General features: G+C 66.8%; 14 protein-coding genes and 1 pseudogene. 9 read left to right on the top strand and 6 right to left on the bottom strand.

Annotation, left to right across the window (positions count from 1 at the left end; translation table 11 throughout):
* Positions 1-4: 4 nt before the first annotated feature.
* Complete coding sequence (locus AC5ZH6_RS21885) at positions 5-940, bottom strand: IclR family transcriptional regulator (protein WP_240523992.1); 936 nt, start codon at positions 938-940, stop codon at positions 5-7.
* Between the two features lie 30 nt (positions 941-970).
* Here AC5ZH6_RS21885 and cysD point away from each other — a divergent pair, with 30 nt between their 5' ends.
* The 3 genes from cysD to AC5ZH6_RS21870 all read left to right on the top strand — a co-directional run bounded on the left by cysD (position 971) and on the right by AC5ZH6_RS21870 (position 4,659).
* A complete protein-coding gene (cysD, locus tag AC5ZH6_RS21880) occupies positions 971-1,927 on the top strand; it encodes a sulfate adenylyltransferase subunit CysD (protein ID WP_079928759.1) in 957 nt (318 codons plus the stop codon).
* A 44-nt stretch (positions 1,928-1,971) separates the two neighbouring features.
* The gene (gene cysC / locus AC5ZH6_RS21875) at positions 1,972-3,834 is read left to right on the top strand and encodes an adenylyl-sulfate kinase (RefSeq protein WP_288338014.1); all 1,863 of its coding nucleotides are present in this window, start codon (positions 1,972-1,974) and stop codon (positions 3,832-3,834) included.
* A gap of 63 nt (positions 3,835-3,897) precedes the next feature.
* A complete protein-coding gene (locus tag AC5ZH6_RS21870; RefSeq protein ID WP_006369834.1) occupies positions 3,898-4,659 on the top strand; it encodes a 3'(2'),5'-bisphosphate nucleotidase CysQ in 762 nt (253 codons plus the stop codon).
* A gap of 25 nt (positions 4,660-4,684) precedes the next feature.
* Here the strand turns inward: AC5ZH6_RS21870 and AC5ZH6_RS21865 are convergent, their stop codons facing one another.
* The gene (locus tag AC5ZH6_RS21865; RefSeq protein WP_288337994.1) at positions 4,685-5,149 is read right to left on the bottom strand and encodes a hypothetical protein; all 465 of its coding nucleotides are present in this window, start codon (positions 5,147-5,149) and stop codon (positions 4,685-4,687) included.
* Positions 5,150-5,163: 14 nt separating this feature from the next.
* Complete coding sequence (gene eccA / locus AC5ZH6_RS21860; protein WP_288337993.1) at positions 5,164-6,963, bottom strand: type VII secretion AAA-ATPase EccA; 1,800 nt, start codon at positions 6,961-6,963, stop codon at positions 5,164-5,166.
* Between the two features lie 141 nt (positions 6,964-7,104).
* Between eccA and purL the strand changes: the two genes are divergently transcribed.
* Together purL and AC5ZH6_RS21850 are read left to right on the top strand one after the other, a co-directional pair.
* The gene (purL, locus tag AC5ZH6_RS21855; protein ID WP_014361362.1) at positions 7,105-9,396 is read left to right on the top strand and encodes a phosphoribosylformylglycinamidine synthase subunit PurL; all 2,292 of its coding nucleotides are present in this window, start codon (positions 7,105-7,107) and stop codon (positions 9,394-9,396) included.
* A gap of 57 nt (positions 9,397-9,453) precedes the next feature.
* A complete protein-coding gene (locus AC5ZH6_RS21850; protein WP_238534760.1) occupies positions 9,454-10,281 on the top strand; it encodes a phage holin family protein in 828 nt (275 codons plus the stop codon).
* On the opposite strand, the gene AC5ZH6_RS21845 is transcribed toward AC5ZH6_RS21850, so the two are convergent.
* Entirely contained in the window at positions 10,268-11,140 is an 873-nt protein-coding gene (locus tag AC5ZH6_RS21845; protein WP_014361360.1) for a glycerophosphodiester phosphodiesterase, read from the bottom strand. The two genes, AC5ZH6_RS21850 and AC5ZH6_RS21845, sit on opposite strands and share 14 nt — an antisense overlap.
* A gap of 73 nt (positions 11,141-11,213) precedes the next feature.
* Between AC5ZH6_RS21845 and AC5ZH6_RS21840 the strand changes: the two genes are divergently transcribed.
* From AC5ZH6_RS21840 to AC5ZH6_RS21825, 4 genes and pseudogenes are all read left to right on the top strand, one after another.
* Positions 11,214-12,290 carry an NAD(P)H-dependent amine dehydrogenase family protein gene (locus AC5ZH6_RS21840; protein ID WP_014361359.1) on the top strand — a complete coding sequence of 359 codons (1,077 nt, stop codon included), beginning with the start codon at positions 11,214-11,216 and terminating at the stop codon, positions 12,288-12,290.
* 122 nt (positions 12,291-12,412) lie between these two features.
* The gene (locus tag AC5ZH6_RS21835; RefSeq protein WP_238534759.1) at positions 12,413-13,753 is read left to right on the top strand and encodes a PepSY-associated TM helix domain-containing protein; all 1,341 of its coding nucleotides are present in this window, start codon (positions 12,413-12,415) and stop codon (positions 13,751-13,753) included.
* Positions 13,750-14,127 carry a hypothetical protein gene (locus AC5ZH6_RS21830; protein WP_014361357.1) on the top strand — a complete coding sequence of 126 codons (378 nt, stop codon included), beginning with the start codon at positions 13,750-13,752 and terminating at the stop codon, positions 14,125-14,127. Before AC5ZH6_RS21835 ends, AC5ZH6_RS21830 begins: the two co-directional genes overlap by 4 nt.
* Positions 14,128-14,247: 120 nt before the next feature.
* Positions 14,248-15,908 (top strand): annotated as a pseudogene (locus tag AC5ZH6_RS21825) (HNH endonuclease signature motif containing protein).
* A 291-nt stretch (positions 15,909-16,199) separates the two neighbouring features.
* Here AC5ZH6_RS21825 and AC5ZH6_RS21820 read toward each other — a convergent pair.
* A complete protein-coding gene (locus tag AC5ZH6_RS21820) occupies positions 16,200-17,708 on the bottom strand; it encodes a glutamate-cysteine ligase family protein (RefSeq protein ID WP_014361355.1) in 1,509 nt (502 codons plus the stop codon).
* Positions 17,709-17,761: 53 nt separating this feature from the next.
* Positions 17,762-18,655 (bottom strand): SGNH/GDSL hydrolase family protein, encoded by an 894-nt coding sequence (locus AC5ZH6_RS21815; RefSeq protein WP_288336236.1) that lies wholly within the window; start codon positions 18,653-18,655, stop codon positions 17,762-17,764.
* Positions 18,656-18,786: the final 131 nt, after the last annotated feature.

Raw genomic sequence — 18,786 nt, 5'->3', positions numbered from 1 at the left:
CGCCCTACGGCGTGACGGTGAGATCGCCGCAACCGCCCTCGGAGAGTTCCGCAGCGCATCCACGCGCCGCGTCGACGAGGTGATCGAGTTCGGTGCGATCGACGCGACCGCCCGGGCAGACGACGACCGAGGCGTGGACGCCACCGCCGGCGTCGAAGACCGGTGCGCCGATGGTGACCGCGGCGATCGTGTCGTCGCCGAGCTCGTCGGGCAGATAGTCGATGGTGCTGATCTGTTCGAGGAGTTCGTCGACACGCACCCGAACACCCGCGGGCACCTTCAACGAGTCCAGCGTGGCCATCAGGGCGACGTGGTCGTCGGTCATCCGCTCGATCGAGGCGCCTCGTTCGCGGACCGCGTCGAGGACGAGTGTGAGACGGGTGCGCAGCGACGCCGGAGCCGTGGCGATCCACGACGCACGCTCGGCCGGTGGCGCCCAGGCGAGGAACTCGCGGCAGACCGGCGGCCGCAACGGCATCCGGGCGTCGCTGGTCAGCCACGCCGCCGAGCCTGGGCCGTGGCCGGGTGGCGCCGATCCCACCGCGATGGTGATCTCGTCACCGACCCGCCGTGCCAGGAAGCAGTGCAGGCCCAGCTGTTCGGCAAGGGCGTCGAGGAGCGGACCGGCTCGGCGAGTGAGGTGATCGGCACGGGAGATCGCGACGGCGAGGCCGACGAGGCGACCACCCGTCGAATAGTTGCCGTCGGGAAGGCGCATGGCCCATCCGCGAGCTGTCAATTCGCCGAGGATCGCGTGTGCCGTGGCGCGGGAGTGCCCGGTTCGGCGGACAATGTCGGCGAGGGACAACGGGCCATCGGCGGTCCCGAGGATCTCGACGATCTCCACGACGCGTGCAGTCGGCGGCGACGGCGGCCGTGTCGCCGAGGAGTTGGGTGGTTGTTGACCTGGCCCGTCTGCAGCGCCTAGCGTGTCCGTCACATAGTCAATACTGAGTGTCGAATATTCGACATGTCAAGGGAGCGCAGAGTGACAGCGTCATCCGCGAGCACGCCCGTACGCGGGCACTACGAGCTGAGTCATCTCGACGCGCTCGAGGCCGAGTCGGTACACATCTTCCGCGAGGTCGCGGCGACCTTCGAGCGGCCGGTATTGCTGTTCTCCGGCGGTAAGGACTCGGTGGTGATGTTCCACCTCGCCCGCCGGGCGTTCTGGCCGGCCCCGATCCCGTTCCCGCTCATGCACGTCGACACCGGGCACAACTTCGACGAGGTCATCGACTACCGCGACCGGGTGGTCGCCGCGACCGGTGTCCGGCTCGTGGTGAGTTCGGTGCAGGACGACATCGACGCCGGTCGTGTCGTCGAGCAGACCGGCCCGGGCGCGAGTCGCAATCGGCTGCAGACCACAGCCCTGCTGCGCGGTATCACCGAGAACGGTTTCGATGCGGTGTTCGGTGGGGCGCGCCGCGACGAGGAGAAGGCTCGGGCCAAGGAGCGCGTCTTCAGTTTCCGGGATGAGTTCGGCACGTGGGACCCTCGTGCCCAGCGGCCCGAGCTGTGGCACCTCTACAACGGCCGCCACCACAAGGGTGAGCACATTCGGGTGTTCCCGCTGAGCAACTGGACCGAACTCGATATCTGGCAGTACATTGCCGAACAGCACATCGAGTTGCCGTCGATCTACTACGCACACGAGCGTCAGGTGATACCGCGCGACGGAATGCTGTTGGCGGACACACGGTTCCTCGAACGACTGCCGGGGGAGCAACCTCACACCGAGCGCGTGCGATTCCGGACGGTGGGCGACGCGACCTGCACGGGCTGCGTACTCAGCGACGCCGACACCGTCGACAAGGTCATCGCGGAGGTGGCGGCGACGCGGGTCACCGAGAGGGGCGCCACCCGTGCCGACGACCGCATCTCCGAAGCGGGTATGGAAGACCGCAAGAAGGAAGGCTACTTCTGATGCCGCATATTCCGACGCCGCAGATTCCGACGCCCCAGATTCCGATGGCTCAGATCGAGATGCCCGGCGCCACAGGAGAACTCCTACGCATCGCGACAGCGGGGTCGGTCGACGACGGGAAATCGACGCTGATCGGTCGTCTGCTCTACGATGCGAAATCGATCTTCGCCGACCAGCTCGAGTCGATCGAACGGACCAGCGCTGAGCGCGGCGACGAGTACGCGAATCTGGCGTTGCTCACCGACGGATTGCGCGCCGAACGCGAACAGGGCATCACCATCGACGTCGCCTACCGCTACTTCTCCACGCCGAGAAGAAAATTCATCATCGCCGACACTCCGGGGCATGTGCAGTACACCCGTAACATGGTCACCGGCGCGTCGACCGCGAACCTCGCGATCATCCTCATCGACGCGCGCAAAGGAGTTCTCGAACAGACCCGGCGGCACGCCTTCCTGTCGTCGCTGCTCGGCATCCCGCACCTGACGGTCTGCGTCAACAAGATGGACCTCGTCGACTGGTCCCGAGCGCGTTTCGACGAGATCTGTTCGGAATTCGCCGATTTCGCGGCGAAGCTCAACGTCGGTGAGATCACCTTCATCCCGATCTCGGCGCTGCGCGGCGACAACGTCGTCGACGCCTCGGAAGCGATGGACTGGTATCAGGGCCGAACGTTGTTGAGCCATCTGGAGAATGTGCACATCGCCTCCGACCGCAACCTCATCGACGCGCGGATGCCGGTGCAGTACGTGATCCGGCCGCAGCGCAGCGACGGCGCGGATCATCGCGCCTACGCCGGCACGGTGGCCGGCGGGGTCTTCGCCCGTGGCGATGAGATCGTGCTGCTGCCCAGCGGTTTCACCACCACCATCACCGAGATCTGGGGACCCGGCGGGACCAAGGTCGACGAGGCGTTCGCCTCCATGGCGTGCTCGATCGAACTCGCCGACGAGATCGACATCGTCCGCGGTGACATGCTCGCCCGACCGAACAACCGGCCCTACGTGGGCCGCGACATCGACGCGATGGTGTGCTGGTTCTCGGAGGACTCGACGCTGACCGCGCACAGCAGGTTCGCGCTGATGGCCGGAACACGATCCACCCGCACCGAGATCACCGGCCTCGCCTATCGTCTCGACGTCAACACCCTGCACCGGGACGAGGCGGCGACGTCGTTGCGCCTCAACGAGATCGCACGCGTGACACTACGCACGCAGCAGCCCGTCATGTTCGATTCGTATCGGCGCAACCGGGAAACCGGGAGCTTCATCCTCATCGACGAGGCCACCAACAAGACGGTCGGTGCCGGCATGATCACCGCCCCGGTCAGCCACGACAGCCACATCGTCTGGCAGACCACCAAGGTCGGTCGTGAGCATCGGCCCTACGCCGGCGCGACGGTCTGGCTGACCGGGCTGTCGGGGTCCGGAAAGTCGTCACTGGCAATGGAACTCGAGAGAAGATTTGTCGCCGAGGGGCGGCCCGCCTACCTGATGGACGGCGACAACCTGCGGCACGGACTGAACTCCGACCTCGGATTCGGCGACGACGACCGCCGCGAGAACATCCGGCGCACCGCCGAGGTCGCGGCACTGTTCGCCGACTCCGGATCCATCGCGATCGTCTCGCTCATCTCGCCGTTCGGTGACGAGCGCACCCGAGCGCGGGAGATCCATGCCGAACGCGGGCTGCCGTTCTTCGAGATCTTCGTCGACACCCCCCTCGACGAATGCGAGCGGCGTGATCCGAAAGGGTTGTACGCCAAGGCCCGACGTGGTGAGATCAGCCAATTCACCGGCATCGACTCGCCGTACGAACGCCCCGAGCACGCCGACCTCGTCGTGACCCCCGCCGACGGTTCCCCGTCGGAGGCCGCCGACGCGGTCCTGCGTAATCTGGGCCTGTAGTGCCCCGAGGCGTGGCCTGCGGAAGTCGCGGGCCGATCGGGGAATCGAGCATGGGAGACGAGGATGGACGATCGCGCACTCGCCGGTGAGTTGGCCACGGCCGCAGGACATCTGCTGCTGGACATCCGTGCAACCAGTGGCTTGACGGGCAAAGACCTCGGCAAGGAGGGGGACCTGCGCTCCAACGACCTGCTGATGCGCCGCCTCGCCGAGGAACGGCCGGATGATGCGGTGCTCTCGGAGGAGTCCGCCGACGACAAGTCACGATTGGGCGCGCAGCGCGTGTGGATCGTCGACCCGGTCGACGGTACACGCGAATACGGCATGGACGGACACACCGATTGGGCGGTGCATGTGGCGCTGTGGTCGGCCGACGGTGGCGGCACACTGATCGCGGGTGCCGTGGCACTGCCTGCGTTGGCGGTCACCTACGTCGACGACGACCTCCCGATCACGCCCACCGAAGGGCTGGCGAGTACCCCGAAGGGCGAGCTGCCGCGGGTGGTGGTGAGTGGTTCACGGCCCCCGGCGTTCTCGCAGTCGGTGGCCGACGCGATCGGCGGCGAGGTGTTGTCGATGGGATCGGCAGGCGCCAAGGCGATGGCCGTGGTGCGCGGTGAGGCCGATGCCTACGTGCACGCCGGTGGCCAGTACGAGTGGGATTCGGCGGCGCCGGTCGCTGTGGCACAGGCAAAAGGCTTGTGGTGCGGCCGGATCGACGGCTCGCCGCTGGTCTACAACCGCGACGACACATACTTGCCCGACTTGGTGATCTGCCGACCGGAGCTCACCGAACGGATCATCGCGGTGACGTCTGCGAGTTGAGGACCCCCGTGGGTTGAGCCTCGGGTCAGTTCGGTAGGCGTCCGGCGACGAGGTCGGCGATGAGTGCATCGGGGTAGCCGGGGCACACGGTGGTGTAGATGTCGATGACCACCCCGAGCCGGGTGTTGTCGGCGGTGGCGCCGTTGGCGCGCAATACCGCCGCCTGCGTCGAGCGATCGAGTGTCACGAACTGGCTGCACGTCATCGTCGTCGCGTTCGGTGGCGCGGGCACGTCGCTGATCGGTGCGTCGGTGCTCGAATCGGGTTCGGTCGAATCGGGCTCTGTCGCATCGGGAGCTGGGGAGTCGGGAGCTGGGGAGTCGGTGGTGGTGTCCGGGTCGGTGGTCGTCGTGGAGATCGAGGCGGCCGCCGGGTCGGCCACCGGGTCGCCGCTGACGGTGCACGCGGGCACCGCCGCGACCACCACCACTGCGAGCGCGACCATCGCCACCCGGATTCGGCGTGTGCTCGTGGGTGATTCGGTACGCATGGGTGACTCCGTGTTCATGCGAGAGTTCTTGCCGGTGCCAGGCCCGACAGCACCGAGTTCAGCGCGGCACGCAGGTCGGCGACCTCGATGCGCATCAGTTCGTCGTGGGTGAGGCTCTCCAGATCACCGCCCGCCGACAGGCGCACCTCGCGTTCCTCTTCGGCGGCCTCGATGGTGTTGCGGATGAACCGGCCGTTGCCGGCGAGGTCGGTGGCTCGCTGGGTTCCACCGGGGCCTTGGCGCACATCGTGATACAGCGGTGTGCATGCCTGCTCGAGTTCGGCCATCGCCTCTGCCGTGAGGATCGAATCCCGTTGCGCGGCCAGGAACTCGCCGATGCGGGCAAGCTCGCCCGGCGTGTAGGACTCGAAGCGGACGCGGCGGGCGAAGCGCGAACCCAGCCCTTCGTTGGCGGCGAGGAAGCGGTCGATCTCGGCGTCGTAGCCGGCGATGATGACCACCAACCGGTCGCGGTCGTCCTCCATTCGCGCGAGCAGGGTGTCGACGGCTTCCCGACCGAAGGCGTCGCCCCCGGAAAGGCCTTGCTGGATCAGCGTGTACGCCTCGTCGATGAACAGCACCCCGTCCATCGCGGAGTCGATCAGCGTTGATGTCTTGATCGCGGTGGAGCCGAGGTGCTCGCCGACCAGATCTCGTCGGGTCGCCTCGATCACCTTGTCGGACTTGATGAATCCGAGTCCGCAGTACAGCGTGGCGATCACCCGGGCGATCGTCGTCTTACCGGTACCGGGTGGTCCGGTGAAGGCCAGATGCAGACTGCGCGCCGACGTCGACAGCCCGCGATCGGCCCGGATCCGTGCCAGTGTCGCCGCCGACTTCAGTTTGGCCACTTGCTCTTTGACCGACTCCAGACCTATCTGTGCGTCGAGATCCCGTTGCGCCCGGGCGACGAGGTCGTCGCCGTCGACCGAGGCCGGGTCCGCGGCGTCGGTGCCGGGTGTCGACGCCGGGTCCCACATGTCGGCCCGTGCCGCGATCTCCTCGGCGCTCGTCACGGTCAGCCGCAGAGTCTGGCTGCGCATCGCGTCGGCGGCCGCGGTGAACGCCGGATCCCGGGAGAATGCCTGCTCGAATGCCGCGCGGGCCTGATCCTCCTGACCGGTTTCCCGCAAGGCGAGCCCGAGAGCGAACAGCGCCCGGGTCGCGCAGGAGGGGATCGGGCCGTCGATGGCCCGCTGTAGCCGGCGCAGCCCCTCGGTGAACATGCCCAGTTGCACGCACGCGCTGCCGCACATGTAGTCGGCGGCGCTGCCCAGATACTCGTCGGCCCAGGACTCGGTTCGCCCCAGTGCGGTCAGGACATCGGGCCAGCGCTGCGCCGAGAAGTGCAGCACGCCCGTCATGAACTCGGCGATCGGTGCGTCGCCGGTGATCTGTGACAGGACCTCGGCGGCCCCGGCGAGATCGTGTCCACGGATGAGGGTGGCGGCGTACGCGGCGACGGCGTGGTCGGCATCGACGAGTGGATAGTCGATGAACATCCCGGTGTACCAGCGGCCGACGAGCAGTCCCGGCGGCAGCCCGAGCCGACGCTGTTCGCGACCGATCGCATCGCGGTGGCGATACACCGCGAGCAGCGCCTCGTTGACCGCGTCGCCCGTACCGACGGCCGCCGGTCCGCACGCGAGCCGGCCGATCCAGGCGTCGGCCATGCCCGGGTCCCACTCGCTGGCGCGGGTGAAGGCGAGAGCCGCCTGCTGCGGATTGTCCACCGGATCGGTGCCCTCGACCGCAATACCCATCGACAGCACGCCGAGTTCGAACAGTTGTCGTGCCCTGCCGACGTCGACCATCGAGAACTCCCCCCGTTTCGGACCCTGCGAGGAGCCTAATCGGTGGCGCGCGTCACGGGGAGATGATGTGCACCGATACCCACGTGCGCTGTGGATTGTGTGGACTCACGAGGCTCCGGTGGCCACGTCTATCATGGCCGGGTGAGCGATCAGACTCATGTGGACACCGTCTCCGCAGCCGCCCAGTCCCCCGATCATCCCCAGCCCTACCGTGAACTCGGTCTCAAGGACGACGAGTACGACCGCATCCGCGAGATCCTCGGACGCCGACCCACCGATGCCGAGCTGGCGATGTACTCGGTGATGTGGTCCGAGCACTGCTCGTACAAGTCCTCGAAGGTGCATCTGCGGTACTTCGGGGAGACCACCACCGACGAGATGCGGGCGGGGATGCTCGCCGGGATCGGTGAGAACGCCGGCGTCGTCGACGTCGGCGACGGCTGGGCGGTGACCTTCAAGGTCGAATCGCACAATCACCCGAGTTACGTCGAGCCGTACCAGGGTGCGGCGACCGGCGTCGGTGGCATCGTGCGCGACATCATGGCCATGGGTGCGCGGCCGATCGCGGTGATGGATCAACTGCGCTTCGGTCCTGCCGACGCCCCCGACACCCGGCGCGTTGTCGACGGCGTGGTGCGCGGGGTCGGTGGCTACGGCAATTCGTTGGGCCTGCCTAACGTCGGCGGCGAGACCGTCTTCGATCCCAGCTACGCCGGCAACCCGCTCGTCAACGCGCTGTGTGCGGGTGTGCTGCGCACCGAGGATCTGCACCTGGCGTTCGCCAGCGGCGCGGGCAACAAGATCATCCTGTTCGGAGCGCGGACCGGGCTCGACGGCATCGGCGGTGTGTCGGTGCTGGCGTCGGAGACCTTCGACGATTCGGGGGAGGCCGGTCCGAACCGCAAGAAGCTCCCGAGCGTCCAGGTCGGTGACCCGTTCACCGAGAAGGTGCTCATCGAATGCTGCCTCGAGCTCTACCACGCGGGACTGGTGGTGGGTATCCAGGATCTCGGCGGCGCCGGATTGTCGTGTGCCACCTCGGAATTGGCTGCCGCCGGTGACGGCGGCATGCGGATCGAGCTGGAGAAGGTACCCATGCGTGCGGTCGGTATGACACCGGCCGAGGTGCTCTCGAGCGAATCCCAGGAACGCATGTGCGCGGTGGTCACGCCGGAGAACGTGGAGGCATTCCTGGCGGTGTGCCGCAAGTGGGACGTGCTGGCCACGGTCATCGGGGAGGTCACCGACGGCGATCATCTGGAGATCACCTGGAACGGTGAGACCGTCGTCGACGTACCGCCGCGCACGGTGGCCCACGAGGGGCCGGTCTACGAGCGGCCCCTCGCCCGACCGGAGTGGCAGGACGAGGTCATCGCCTCGAGCACGGCGTCGCTGGCGCGGCCCTCGACGTCCGGCGAACTGCGCTCGACGTTGTTGACGATGCTGGCCTCGCCGGCGCTGTGCAGCCGCAAGTTCATCACCGAGCAGTACGACCGGTACGTGCGCGGCAACACGGTGCTCGCCGAGAACGCCGACTCCGGAATGATCCGCATCGACGAACGCACCGGCCGCGGGATCGCGCTGGCCACCGACGCGTCGGGCCGCTACACCTATCTCGACCCGTACCGCGGAGCGCAACTCGCCCTCGCCGAGGCCTATCGCAACGTCGCCGCATCCGGTGCCACACCGAAGGCCGTCACCAACTGCCTCAACTTCGGGTCACCTGAGGACCCGGCGGTGATGTGGCAGTTCCAGCAGGCGGTTCGCGGTCTGGCCGACGGGTGCGCGCAGCTCGGTATCCCGGTGACCGGTGGCAACGTCAGCTTCTACAACCAGACCGGCGCGACGGCGATCCTGCCGACACCGGTGGTCGGTGTACTCGGCGTGATCGATGACGTCCGGCGCCGCATCCCCACCGGATTCGGCACCGAGCCCGGCGAGACGCTCATCCTGCTCGGGCAGACGCGTGACGAGTTCGACGGCTCGATCTGGGCGCAGGTCGCCCACGATCACCTCGGCGGCGTGGCACCGGAGGTCGATCTCGACCACGAGAAGCTGCTCGGCGACATCCTCACCGCCGCATCGCGCGACGGCCTGGTCTCTGCCGCCCATGACCTCTCCGAGGGTGGGCTGATCCAGACCGTCGTCGAGTCGGCGCTCGCCGGTGAGACCGGCTGCCGGGTGTTGCTGCCCGAGGGTGCCGACCCGTTCGTCTGGCTGTTCTCCGAATCGACCGGTCGGGTGTTGGTGGCGGTGCCGCGCACCGAGGAGTCGCGATTCGTTGCGATGCTCGACGCCCGCGGCATGCCGTGGACCCGCATCGGCGTCGTCGATCAGGGCAGCGATTCGGTGAGTGTGCAGGACCAGTTCGAGGTCACCCTCGAGGAACTGCGCACCGCCTACGAGGGAACACTGCCGGCGTTGTTCGGCTGAGCGGGAGCGGGCCGAAATATCCGGGAGCAGGCCGAAGTATCACCGTATGCTCGGGTGATGACCACTCCGCAGGATGGCTCGGGATCGCAGCCGTATGGCCAACAGTCGCAGCCGTATGGCCAACAGTCGCAGCCGTATGGCCAACAGTCCAACCCGGGGGCGACGCCGGGACCGTCTCCGTGGGACCAGAAGACGGTGTACGGCGGCGCCGGTCAGTCGCCTGCGGCCGGATCGCCCGCGTACGGTCAGCCTGGTGCCGAGTATGGCCAGCCCGGTTATGGGCAGCAGCCGACCTATGGGCAGCAGCCGATCTATGGGCAACCCGCATATGGCCAGCAACCCGCATATGGCCAGCAACCGGTGTGGGGACAACCCGCAGGAGCCAATGTTCCCTATCCCCAGAACCCGTACGGCGATCCGTACACGCCGAAGCCCTCGGGTGGCACCGCTATCACCGCGACAGTTCTCAGCTTCCTCGGAGGCGTCTCGGCGATCGTCGGGCTCATCGTTTCGATCGGCGTGCTGGTCGCGATCTCGGCTCTGGCGACCGAGGTGGATCGGATTCCGGGGTGGTACAACGCCGTCCTCGTGATGCAGATGATCGTCGATGTGGTGCTCGCCGTGCTGTTGATCTGGGGTGGCGTCTCGGTGTTGCGGCACAAGATGATCGGCCGAATTCTCGTCGCCTCGGGGTGTGGCGTGTCGATCGTGTTCGGCATCGTCGGGGCGATCGCGGGCCTGGCCGTCGAGTCGGCGTTGAGTCACAACGGCGTCAGCAATGGTTTCGGAAGCGGCGTTTTCAGCTTCGTCGGTCTCATCTTCCCGATCGCCACGGCGATCCTCGTGATGCTGCCGTCCACCGCGGAGTGGATCAAGGCCGGCTGACGCCCGAACCTTCTGTCGCCGAACCGAACCGTCGGGCCACGCCCTGTGGGTCGTCGGTGGTGATCTGGTCGGCGTGCAACTCGAGAGCGCGGTCGATGTCGGGGTCGTCGGCCCGGCCGAAGGTGTAGATGTCGATCTCGCGTCCGGTGGCGTGGAACGCTGCGACGAGGTCGGTGCCCCGATCGGCGACGGTCAGCACCAGCCGCCGGTCGAGGTAGATCACCTCGGCCCGAGGGGAAGCGGCGACCGCATGGTCGACGAAACGCCGATAGGTGCGCCACCTCAGCACCCGGTCGACCGCGCCGTAATGGCAGGGGTCGTACCCCACACGCAGTCGCGGTACCGCATCGGTGAGGATGCGTACCGCCTCGGCATCGCCGCACGAGAGAATCGCATGCTCTGCGAACGGTGCCACCGCCTCGACGAACGCCCGCACGGTCGGCTCGTCGAGGTCGTCGGCGGACTGCTTGAGATCCAACTGCAGCAGCGCATTCGGGTGAATGTCGGTGAGCAGACCGCCCAGGTCACCGAGCAGCGTCACCGGTTCGTCGATCCGATGACCGTCGTTGTCGCGCAGGGACAACGATCGAAGGTAGTCGGCTGGGGCTGCGTCGACGTCGCCGGAGCCGGTCGTCGCCCCGGCCAGATCGCGGTCGTGCAGGATCGCGAAGCCGCATGACGCGGACGAGCCCGGCCCGTGGATGGCGAGGTCGACCTCCACGCTCGCCCCGACTGTCATCCCCTCGACGATTCTGCTGCGCGTGAAGGGCGGGTCGTCGGCGCGTTTGCGTGCGCGATGCCATTTCAGTCGGGTTCGGTGGCCGTCGGATGTCACGGCGATCGGTTCAGCGGTACTCATCGTCGGCGCACTCTACCGTCGGCAGTTGGCCAAAACGTGTCCGATTAAGTGAAACGTGTTCTAGTTTTGGCTGATGACGTTACGAGTGGTGGAGTGGTCGACCGGAACCGTCGGCCGACATGCGATTGCCGGGATCGACGCCCATCCCGACCTCGAACTGGTCGGGGTGTGGGTCTCGGACCCGGCGAAGGTGGGCAAGGACGCGGGCGAACTCGCGGGTCTCGGCCGGGACCTCGGTGTACTCGCGACCGACGACCGGGCCGCACTTCTCGCGCTGGCCCCCGATGCCATCGTGCACACCGCGATGACCGACGACCGCATCTTCGAGGCGATCGACGATCTCATCTCCTTCGTCGAGGCGGGCGTCAACGTGGTCTCGAGCGGGCCGGTCGTGCTGCAGTTCCCCCTGGGCATCCTCGATCAGAAGCTCCTCGATCGCATCGCGGCCGCAGGCGCGGCGGGTGGGGCCAGCCTGCACGTCAACGGTATCGATCCAGGGTTTGCGAATGATGTTCTGGCGCTGTCGATGACGAGTCTCTCGCAACGGATCGACGAGGTACGGTGCCTCGAGATCGCCGACTACTCGACGTACTACCAACCGGTGGTCATGCGTGACATCTTCGGTTTCGGGCAGCCGATGGACGCGACTCCGCTGCTCCTGTTGCCGGGTGTGCTCGCGATGGGGTGGGGCAGTGTCGTCCGCCAGCTCGCCGCCGGGCTCGGACTCGCACTCGACGAGCCGCTGATCGAACGACATGAGCGCGTCGCGGCCGACCGTGACTACTCGACCGTGTCGGTGGAGATTCCCGAGGGAACCATGGCCGCACTGCATTTCGAGGTGGTCGGCCAGGTCGCCGGAGTCGACCGCATCGTGCTCGAGCATTACACCCGCACACACCCCGAACAGTGTCCGCAGTGGCCGAGCCCCGTCGACGGTGACGGCTGCTACCGCATCACCATCTCCGGTGAGCCGCAGATGTCGGTGGAGTTCGCCCATCACGGTGAGAACGGCGATCACAACGTGTCGGGGATGATCGTGACGGCAATGCGATTGGTGAATTCGGTTGCCGCGGTGGTTGATGCACGACCGGGTCTGGTAACGGCCCTCGACCTGCCGCTCATCACCGGTGCCGGGCTGGTCTCGAGGTAGGAGGCATCCTCCGGGGTTCGGGTGCTTTTGCAGGAATCCCTGCACTGCAGCATATTTCGGTCTAATTGGACAAGTCGGACAGATCGAATCAGCAGTGTTTGGTTATGCTAACCTTGGCCGCCATGGTCACGGAGCAGGTCGCCAACCCACCGGTCGCACGCGCCAGGGCATCGGCAACCCGTCGGCGAACGTCGAAGAAGCCGGTGCGACGTGCTCTGATCGTGACGCACCGGTGGAGTTCGATCGTTCTCGGTCTGCTTCTGGTGGTCGTCTGCACCAGCGGCGCGATACTGGTGTATGAGCCAGAACTGGTGCGCGCCACCAACTCCTCGCTGTTCACCACCACCAACACCGGGCGCCAGGCGAGTTTTGCCGACGCGGTGTCGGCCGTCCACGCTGCCGACCCGGATTTCGATGCCCAGTATCTGTCACTCAAGGACGGTGTGTACTTCATCAGTTCCGCCGATACGGCCGCGGGCACCTGGGCCGTCGATGCCGGGACCGGAAAGGTCAACGGCCACAGCGATATTGACGGCGGATTTCTGGGTTTCCTGGTCAACCTGCATGACTGTGGCCTGACCTGTGAGGGCTATCCGGGGTACATCTCGTGGTTGGCCAAGCCGTCGGTGGTCGCCGGTTGGGGTTGGTTCACCGCCGATATGACCTGGGGTGCACTTCTTCTCGGGATCAGTGGACTGTTGCTGGTCTTTCTGGCCATCTCCGGCATCGTCATCTGGTACCCAGGGCTGCGACGCTGGCGCAACGGTTTTCGGGTGCGCATCGGCAAGGGGCGATTCGCGCGGGACACCGACCTGCACAACGTGATCGGCATCGTGGCCGCGATCCCGCTGCTCATCTGGGGGCTGACCGGGATGAACTTCGAGATCCCGGGCGTCGGCAAGGTGTGGTACGCCGCCACCGGAGGTGTCGCGCCGGCCGATGACGCGTACACGATGCCGACCTCGGAGTCGACCGGACCTCTCATCTCCCTCGACCAGGCAATTGCCGCCGCTCAGGCGCACTACCCCGGATCGCATGCCACCTGGGTGGGGATGCCGTCGGAGGGCTCGGAGTACTACTCGGTGGATCTGCTTGTCGGAGGGCCGGATCTGTGGTCGGGGAGCGCGACCTACCACGGCAACCGAGAGCTCGGAATCGACGGCCATGACCCGTCGGTGATCAAGGAGTTCTCCGGGGCGCCGGCGACGGTCTCCAACACTATTGCCGACGACTGGGCACAGCCGACCCTGCACTACGGGGTGTCGGTCAACGGCTGGTGGCGGGCCCTGTGGTTCATCTTCGGGATGACGCCGCTGCTACTGATGATCACCGGGCTGAGTACCTGGCAGATCCGAAACCGCAACGCGCGGCGCAGACGTCGTCGCGCCCGTGACCGTGCGGCCGCTACGCCCGACACCTCGACCGACTCGACGGGCGTCGCAGCCGCGGCCGACGTCGAATGAATCCATCTGTGGCATTACTGCTCTGCGTCGCGTGCGTAGGGGCGGCGCTGTGGTCGCTCCTGGGACTGACCTCCGTGCCGTCGCCGGCCTGGCCGACGCGAGTCACCGTGATCGTCGCGGTCGCTGTGATCGCCTGGACCGCAGGCGGTCTGGTGGCGTGGATGATCGGCGTCGATGCCCCTGCGCGACCCGGGGTGTTCCTCGGCTACGCGGCCTCGGCGGTGGGTCTCGCGGCATTCGGCATACCAGCAACGACGACCCTCGGTCGGCGTGGAGCCGCCGTCGCCCGGGCGCTCGTCCTGGCTCTCTTGGCTTTCGTGTGCTGGCGAGCCGAATCCGTCTGGCTGATCGGCGTGCCCGGAATGCATGGCTGACCGCACCGGAACTTGTGCGAAAGAACTTTCGAGAACCTCTTGCCAACCCGACAAACCCGGCATACACTCGAACACAACAACACACAAACACATGTTCGCTAGCGCCGGGGGGTGACAATCATGGTCGACACCGCGTTACCCGACGTGTCGGGGTTGTCGACCACCCAGAAAATCGCCTCGCCCACCGTGTGGTTGATTCGCTGGCCACCGATGATTTGACCGGCCTGTCCAACGACGACCTGGTCACCGTCGCTCAATCCACCGAACAGTTGATCACCCGCGTCACCGTCCAAGGCGATCGGCAGATCGTGGAATTCTCCGACCGGCATTTGGCCCGCGAATACGGATTCGGGTCGATCACCGACGCCATGATCGGCTTACTGCGTGTGTCGGAACCGTGGCGGCGGTGGAAACAACTGAAAGCGACCGCCACCTTCCACACCTTCACCGGTGAGGTCGCCGCCCCCAAATATCCAGCACTCGCCGAAGCGATGGCGTCCGGGGCGGCCGGCTCCTCGCACGCGGCGGTGGTGATCGACGTGCTGGACCGCATCCCCGCGGCAGTGCCGTTCGACGAGAAAATGTCGGCCGACGCCACGATGGCCCGCTACGCCCGCACCCACACCCCCTCCGACCTCCGGATCTTGGGGGCACGGGTGTTGGCGCACCTCGACCCTGACGGCCACCTGACCGACGACACCGACCGGCAACGCCACCGCCAGATCCGCATCGGCCGCCAAGACGCCCAAAAAATGAGCGGCCTGTCCGGGCAGATGACCCCCACCCTCACCGCACACCTCGAAGCAGTACTCGCCGCGTGGGCAGCCCCAGGAATGAACAACCCCGCCGACCCCGACTCCCCCACCGGCAGTCGCGAAGACGCCGACCCCGACGCGTTGACGGCCGCCGCAGCCCGCGATCACCGCGACCAAGTCCAACGCAACCACGACGCCCTGGAAGCAGTCCTACGCGCCGGACTGGATGCCGGCCTCGGCCCCCAATCCCATCGCGGCCTACCACCACACCTGATCATCAAAGCCACCCTGTCCGACCTGATTGCGCAGACCGGAATGGGAGTCACGGCGACCGGCACCCTGCTCCCGATCACCGATGTCATCGCACTCGCCGCTCAGTGCCAGCCGTGGCTGGCGGTGTTCGACGACCACACGAATCTTCCCCTGTATTTGGGGCGGGCACGCCTGGCGAGTCAAGGACAGCGGATCGCGTTGTTCGCCAAAGACGGCGGCGAATACTGCTCGTTTCCCGGATGCCCTCAACCCGCCGCGCACGTCGAAATCCATCACGCCACCAAAGACCACGCGAAAGGTGGGCTCACCAACATCGGTGACCTCGCCCCCGCCTGCGGCAAACACAACCGCATGGTCGGCGACAAACCCGGACAATTCACGACCGGGATTTATCGGGACGGGCCGTGGGCTGGACGCTGCTGGTGGCGCAAAAACACCCCCGTCGGGGCAGCCGAACCGAACCCGAAACGCACCAACGCGCTCCCCGACGTCGGCACCACCTACGCTGCGGCGTTGGCCCGCGTCCGGGCGGAGTTGCATCCACCACCCGACCCACCACCAAGTGGTGCCGATACCGATCTCGCCACAAGCGACGACCGGGACTCGATGCTGCCCACCGACCGAATCCGCCGCAGCCGAATCCCCATCGGGCACGGCTACTACGACCTCGTCGAAATCCTCACCCCCGACCCCAGCCCGGACTCGCCGATCGAAACCCAACTCGCCCAACTGCTCGGTGACCGCGGGTTCTAGACCGTCACGTATTCGGTCCGGGGTTGGAACCAGCAGCGGCGCAACAGGTCTCGAGGCTCGTCGCTAACGCTCCTCGGCACCTCGACCACCGGAAGAAAGGGAACGCCACTAACGCTCCTCGGCACCTCGACCATCGGGAGAAAGGGAACGCCACTAACGCTCCTCGGCACCTCGACCAACCTCGACCACCGGGACGAAAGATCCGACGGGCTGATCGACCACCGGGACGAAAGATCCGACGGGCTGCTCGACCACCGAAAAGAACGGCCTCGAGACCCGGTCAGCCGACGCTCATAGGGTCCAGGAGTGCACCGGCTCGCCCTCGTGCATGTGGGTGACGTAGTCGGCCAGCATTCCGCGGAGGGCGGTGGTGCGGTCCTCGCCGGCCTGCTCGCGTGCGGCGACTGCCCGACGCTGCCATACCGAGCCGGTTTGTCTTGTGACGCAGCGGCCTTCGATGACCGACAGGTAGCGGGCACGCGCTTTGGACGAGACTCCGAATGCGCGGAGGCCGTCGTCGGCGAGGGGGAGTAGTCGACGGAGGGTGAGCTCGTCGGGGCGCACCCAGCCCACGTCGGGCCAATACAGTTGCGACTCAAGGCCTCCGCGGGCGCCGGCATGCAGATTCTCGGCAGCGGCATTGAACGACATCTGCGACCACAGCGGCCGGTCGGCCTCCACGAGACCGCGGACCACCCCGTAGTAGAACGCGGCGTTGGCCATGGTGTCGACGACGGTCGGCCCGGCGGGCAGCACACGGTTCTCGACCCGCAAATGGGCCTGCCCGTCGACGACGTCGTAGACCGGCCGGTTCCAGCGGTACACGGTGCCGTTGTGCAGACGCAGTTCCTCGAGCGCAGGGATGCGCCCCGCGTCGAGTTCGGCGAGCGGATCGACGTCCGTCGACACCGGTAGCAGCGCAGGAAAATAGCGGGTGTTCTCCTCGAACAGGTCGAAGATCGTGTTGATCCATCGCTCCCCGAACCACACTCGCGGTCGCACGCCCTGGTTCTTCAGTTCCAGCGGCCGGGTGTCGGTCGCCTGCTCGAAGACGGGGATGCGACTCTCGTGCCACAGCGCGGTCCCTGCCAGGAACGGGGCGTTGCCGGCCAGCGCGACCTGCACCCCGGCGATCGCCTGCGCGGCATTCCAATGCGCGGCGAAATCCTCCGGTGCCACCCGAAGATGGAGTTGCAGGGACGTACACGCGGCCTCGGGCAGGATGGAATCGGTTGAGGTGTGCAGTCTTTCGCTGACGTGATGCTCGCCGAGCGGGACCCCGGCGATGTCGATCTCGATGTCCTCACCGCGGGCGGCAAAGATCTGTTGGTTCAGCAGGTCGTAACGCGGATTCGCCGAGATCCATTGATGTGCGAAGTGCTCGGTCCGCAGGGTGGGCAGCGTGCCGATCATGACGAGGTGCGTACCGACGCGGGTGGCCTGTTGCTCGGCGCGATTGAGCGAGGTGCGCAGCCGTTGTTCGAGAGACATCGTGTCGTTGTCGACGAAAGGCCGCGGCGAGACGTTGATCTCGATGTTGAACTGGCCGAGTTCGGTCTGATAGTCGGGGTCGGCGATGGCGTCGAGTACCTCGGCGTTGGCCATGGCCGGGTTCATCTCGTCGTCGACGAGATTGAGCTCGACCTCCATGCCGAGCAACGGCTCGGGCGGAGCGCCGTGGTCGGTGAACAAGCCGTCGGCGAGCATCCGGGCGATCGCCTCGGTGCCCCGGCTGACCTGCTTGCGAAAACGCACCCGGTCGGCGCCGGAGAACTGCTGGGTGCTGACGTCGGTGCCCATTGCTCAATCCTGCCCGGTCCGTCCGGGTTGCGGGCGCGATCAGCGCAGGGCACTCAACGCAGGGCGGCCACGACCTGATCGGCCATCGCCTGCTGGCCGCGCGCGTTGGCGTGCATGGACGGGAAGTTGACCGCACCCAGCGTCGGCTCGACCCAGCGCCGATCACCCGCGCAGGCGTCGTGGCCTGCGGACGCCTTCGTCATGTCGACGAAGGTCGCATGCGTCGTCGCCGCGGCACGGCGCAAGGCGTCGTTGAGGGCGGCGAAGGCCTGGTGCAGGTATTCGGTGTCGGCGGGCGTGGTGAGCAGCGCAGCCGAGCAGACCGGGGATCCCACGGCCGGGAAGATCTGCGGATATCCGACGAGCACGACACGGGCGTTCGGGGCGGCGCGGTCGATGTGGCGCAACGCATTCACCAGGTCGGGGTAGGTCGAGGTGTTGATCTTGTCGACCAACGAGGTGCCGAATGCATCGCGGCACGGGGCGGCCGACAACGGCGCGGACAGCCAGGCCTGCTGGCAGGCCGACGTCGAGTCGCTGAACAGCCCGTTGTTGTTCGCGCCGATCGTCAGGGTGATCAAGTGGGTCGCCGGTCCCAACGCGTTGATCTGCGGTCCCTGCCACCGGTACTGCGACTGGGTCAGGTCGGCGGTCGTCGCGCCGGCGCAGCTGACGTCGGCGACATTCATCCCACGTCGCTTGGCGACGAGGTGGGAGTAGTTGACGCTCGAGTTCGAGCAGAAGGTGGCCGCACTCGTGGCCTGGGGGAACACCGATGCGCCTGCGCTGTAGCTGTCACCGAGGTTCACGTAGGGATATCCGTCGGCCGCCTGCGCCCCGCCGGCCTGAGCGAGTCCGCCGAGAAGGGCGACGGCGGTGGCCGCCGCAGTCAGCACGGTTCGGATGCCGAGGCGTCGGTAGGGGCTGCGGCCGTACGGCAATGGCATTCGGTGACTCCAGATCGTGGTGCTCGTGTTACTGACGTTGTTAGTGTGACAAATGGTACTGATGATGTCGTCGGGTTCGTCCGGAGCGTTACCGGAATGGGTCCTGACTGCCCGGCCGCGTGCCCGAACGA

Source organism: Gordonia sp. YC-XJ4 (assembly GCF_059511865.1).
This window is presented reverse-complemented; position numbering and strand designations above follow the sequence as displayed.

Excerpts from the sequence above, each read along its gene's own strand:
- cysD (WP_079928759.1), top strand. The coding sequence starts at position 971 with ATGTCAAGGGAGCGCAGAGTGACAGCGTCATCCGCGAGCACGCCCGTA.
- cysC (WP_288338014.1), top strand. The coding sequence starts at position 1,972 with ATGGCTCAGATCGAGATGCCCGGCGCCACAGGAGAACTCCTACGCATC.
- AC5ZH6_RS21870 (WP_006369834.1), top strand. The coding sequence starts at position 3,898 with ATGGACGATCGCGCACTCGCCGGTGAGTTGGCCACGGCCGCAGGACAT.
- AC5ZH6_RS21865 (WP_288337994.1), bottom strand. The coding sequence starts at position 5,149 with ATGCGTACCGAATCACCCACGAGCACACGCCGAATCCGGGTGGCGATG.
- eccA (WP_288337993.1), bottom strand. The coding sequence starts at position 6,963 with ATGGTCGACGTCGGCAGGGCACGACAACTGTTCGAACTCGGCGTGCTG.
- AC5ZH6_RS21850 (WP_238534760.1), top strand. The coding sequence starts at position 9,454 with ATGACCACTCCGCAGGATGGCTCGGGATCGCAGCCGTATGGCCAACAG.
- AC5ZH6_RS21845 (WP_014361360.1), bottom strand. The coding sequence starts at position 11,140 with ATGAGTACCGCTGAACCGATCGCCGTGACATCCGACGGCCACCGAACC.
- AC5ZH6_RS21840 (WP_014361359.1), top strand. The coding sequence starts at position 11,214 with ATGACGTTACGAGTGGTGGAGTGGTCGACCGGAACCGTCGGCCGACAT.
- AC5ZH6_RS21835 (WP_238534759.1), top strand. The coding sequence starts at position 12,413 with ATGGTCACGGAGCAGGTCGCCAACCCACCGGTCGCACGCGCCAGGGCA.
- AC5ZH6_RS21830 (WP_014361357.1), top strand. The coding sequence starts at position 13,750 with ATGAATCCATCTGTGGCATTACTGCTCTGCGTCGCGTGCGTAGGGGCG.
- AC5ZH6_RS21820 (WP_014361355.1), bottom strand. The coding sequence starts at position 17,708 with ATGGGCACCGACGTCAGCACCCAGCAGTTCTCCGGCGCCGACCGGGTG.
- AC5ZH6_RS21815 (WP_288336236.1), bottom strand. The coding sequence starts at position 18,655 with ATGCCATTGCCGTACGGCCGCAGCCCCTACCGACGCCTCGGCATCCGA.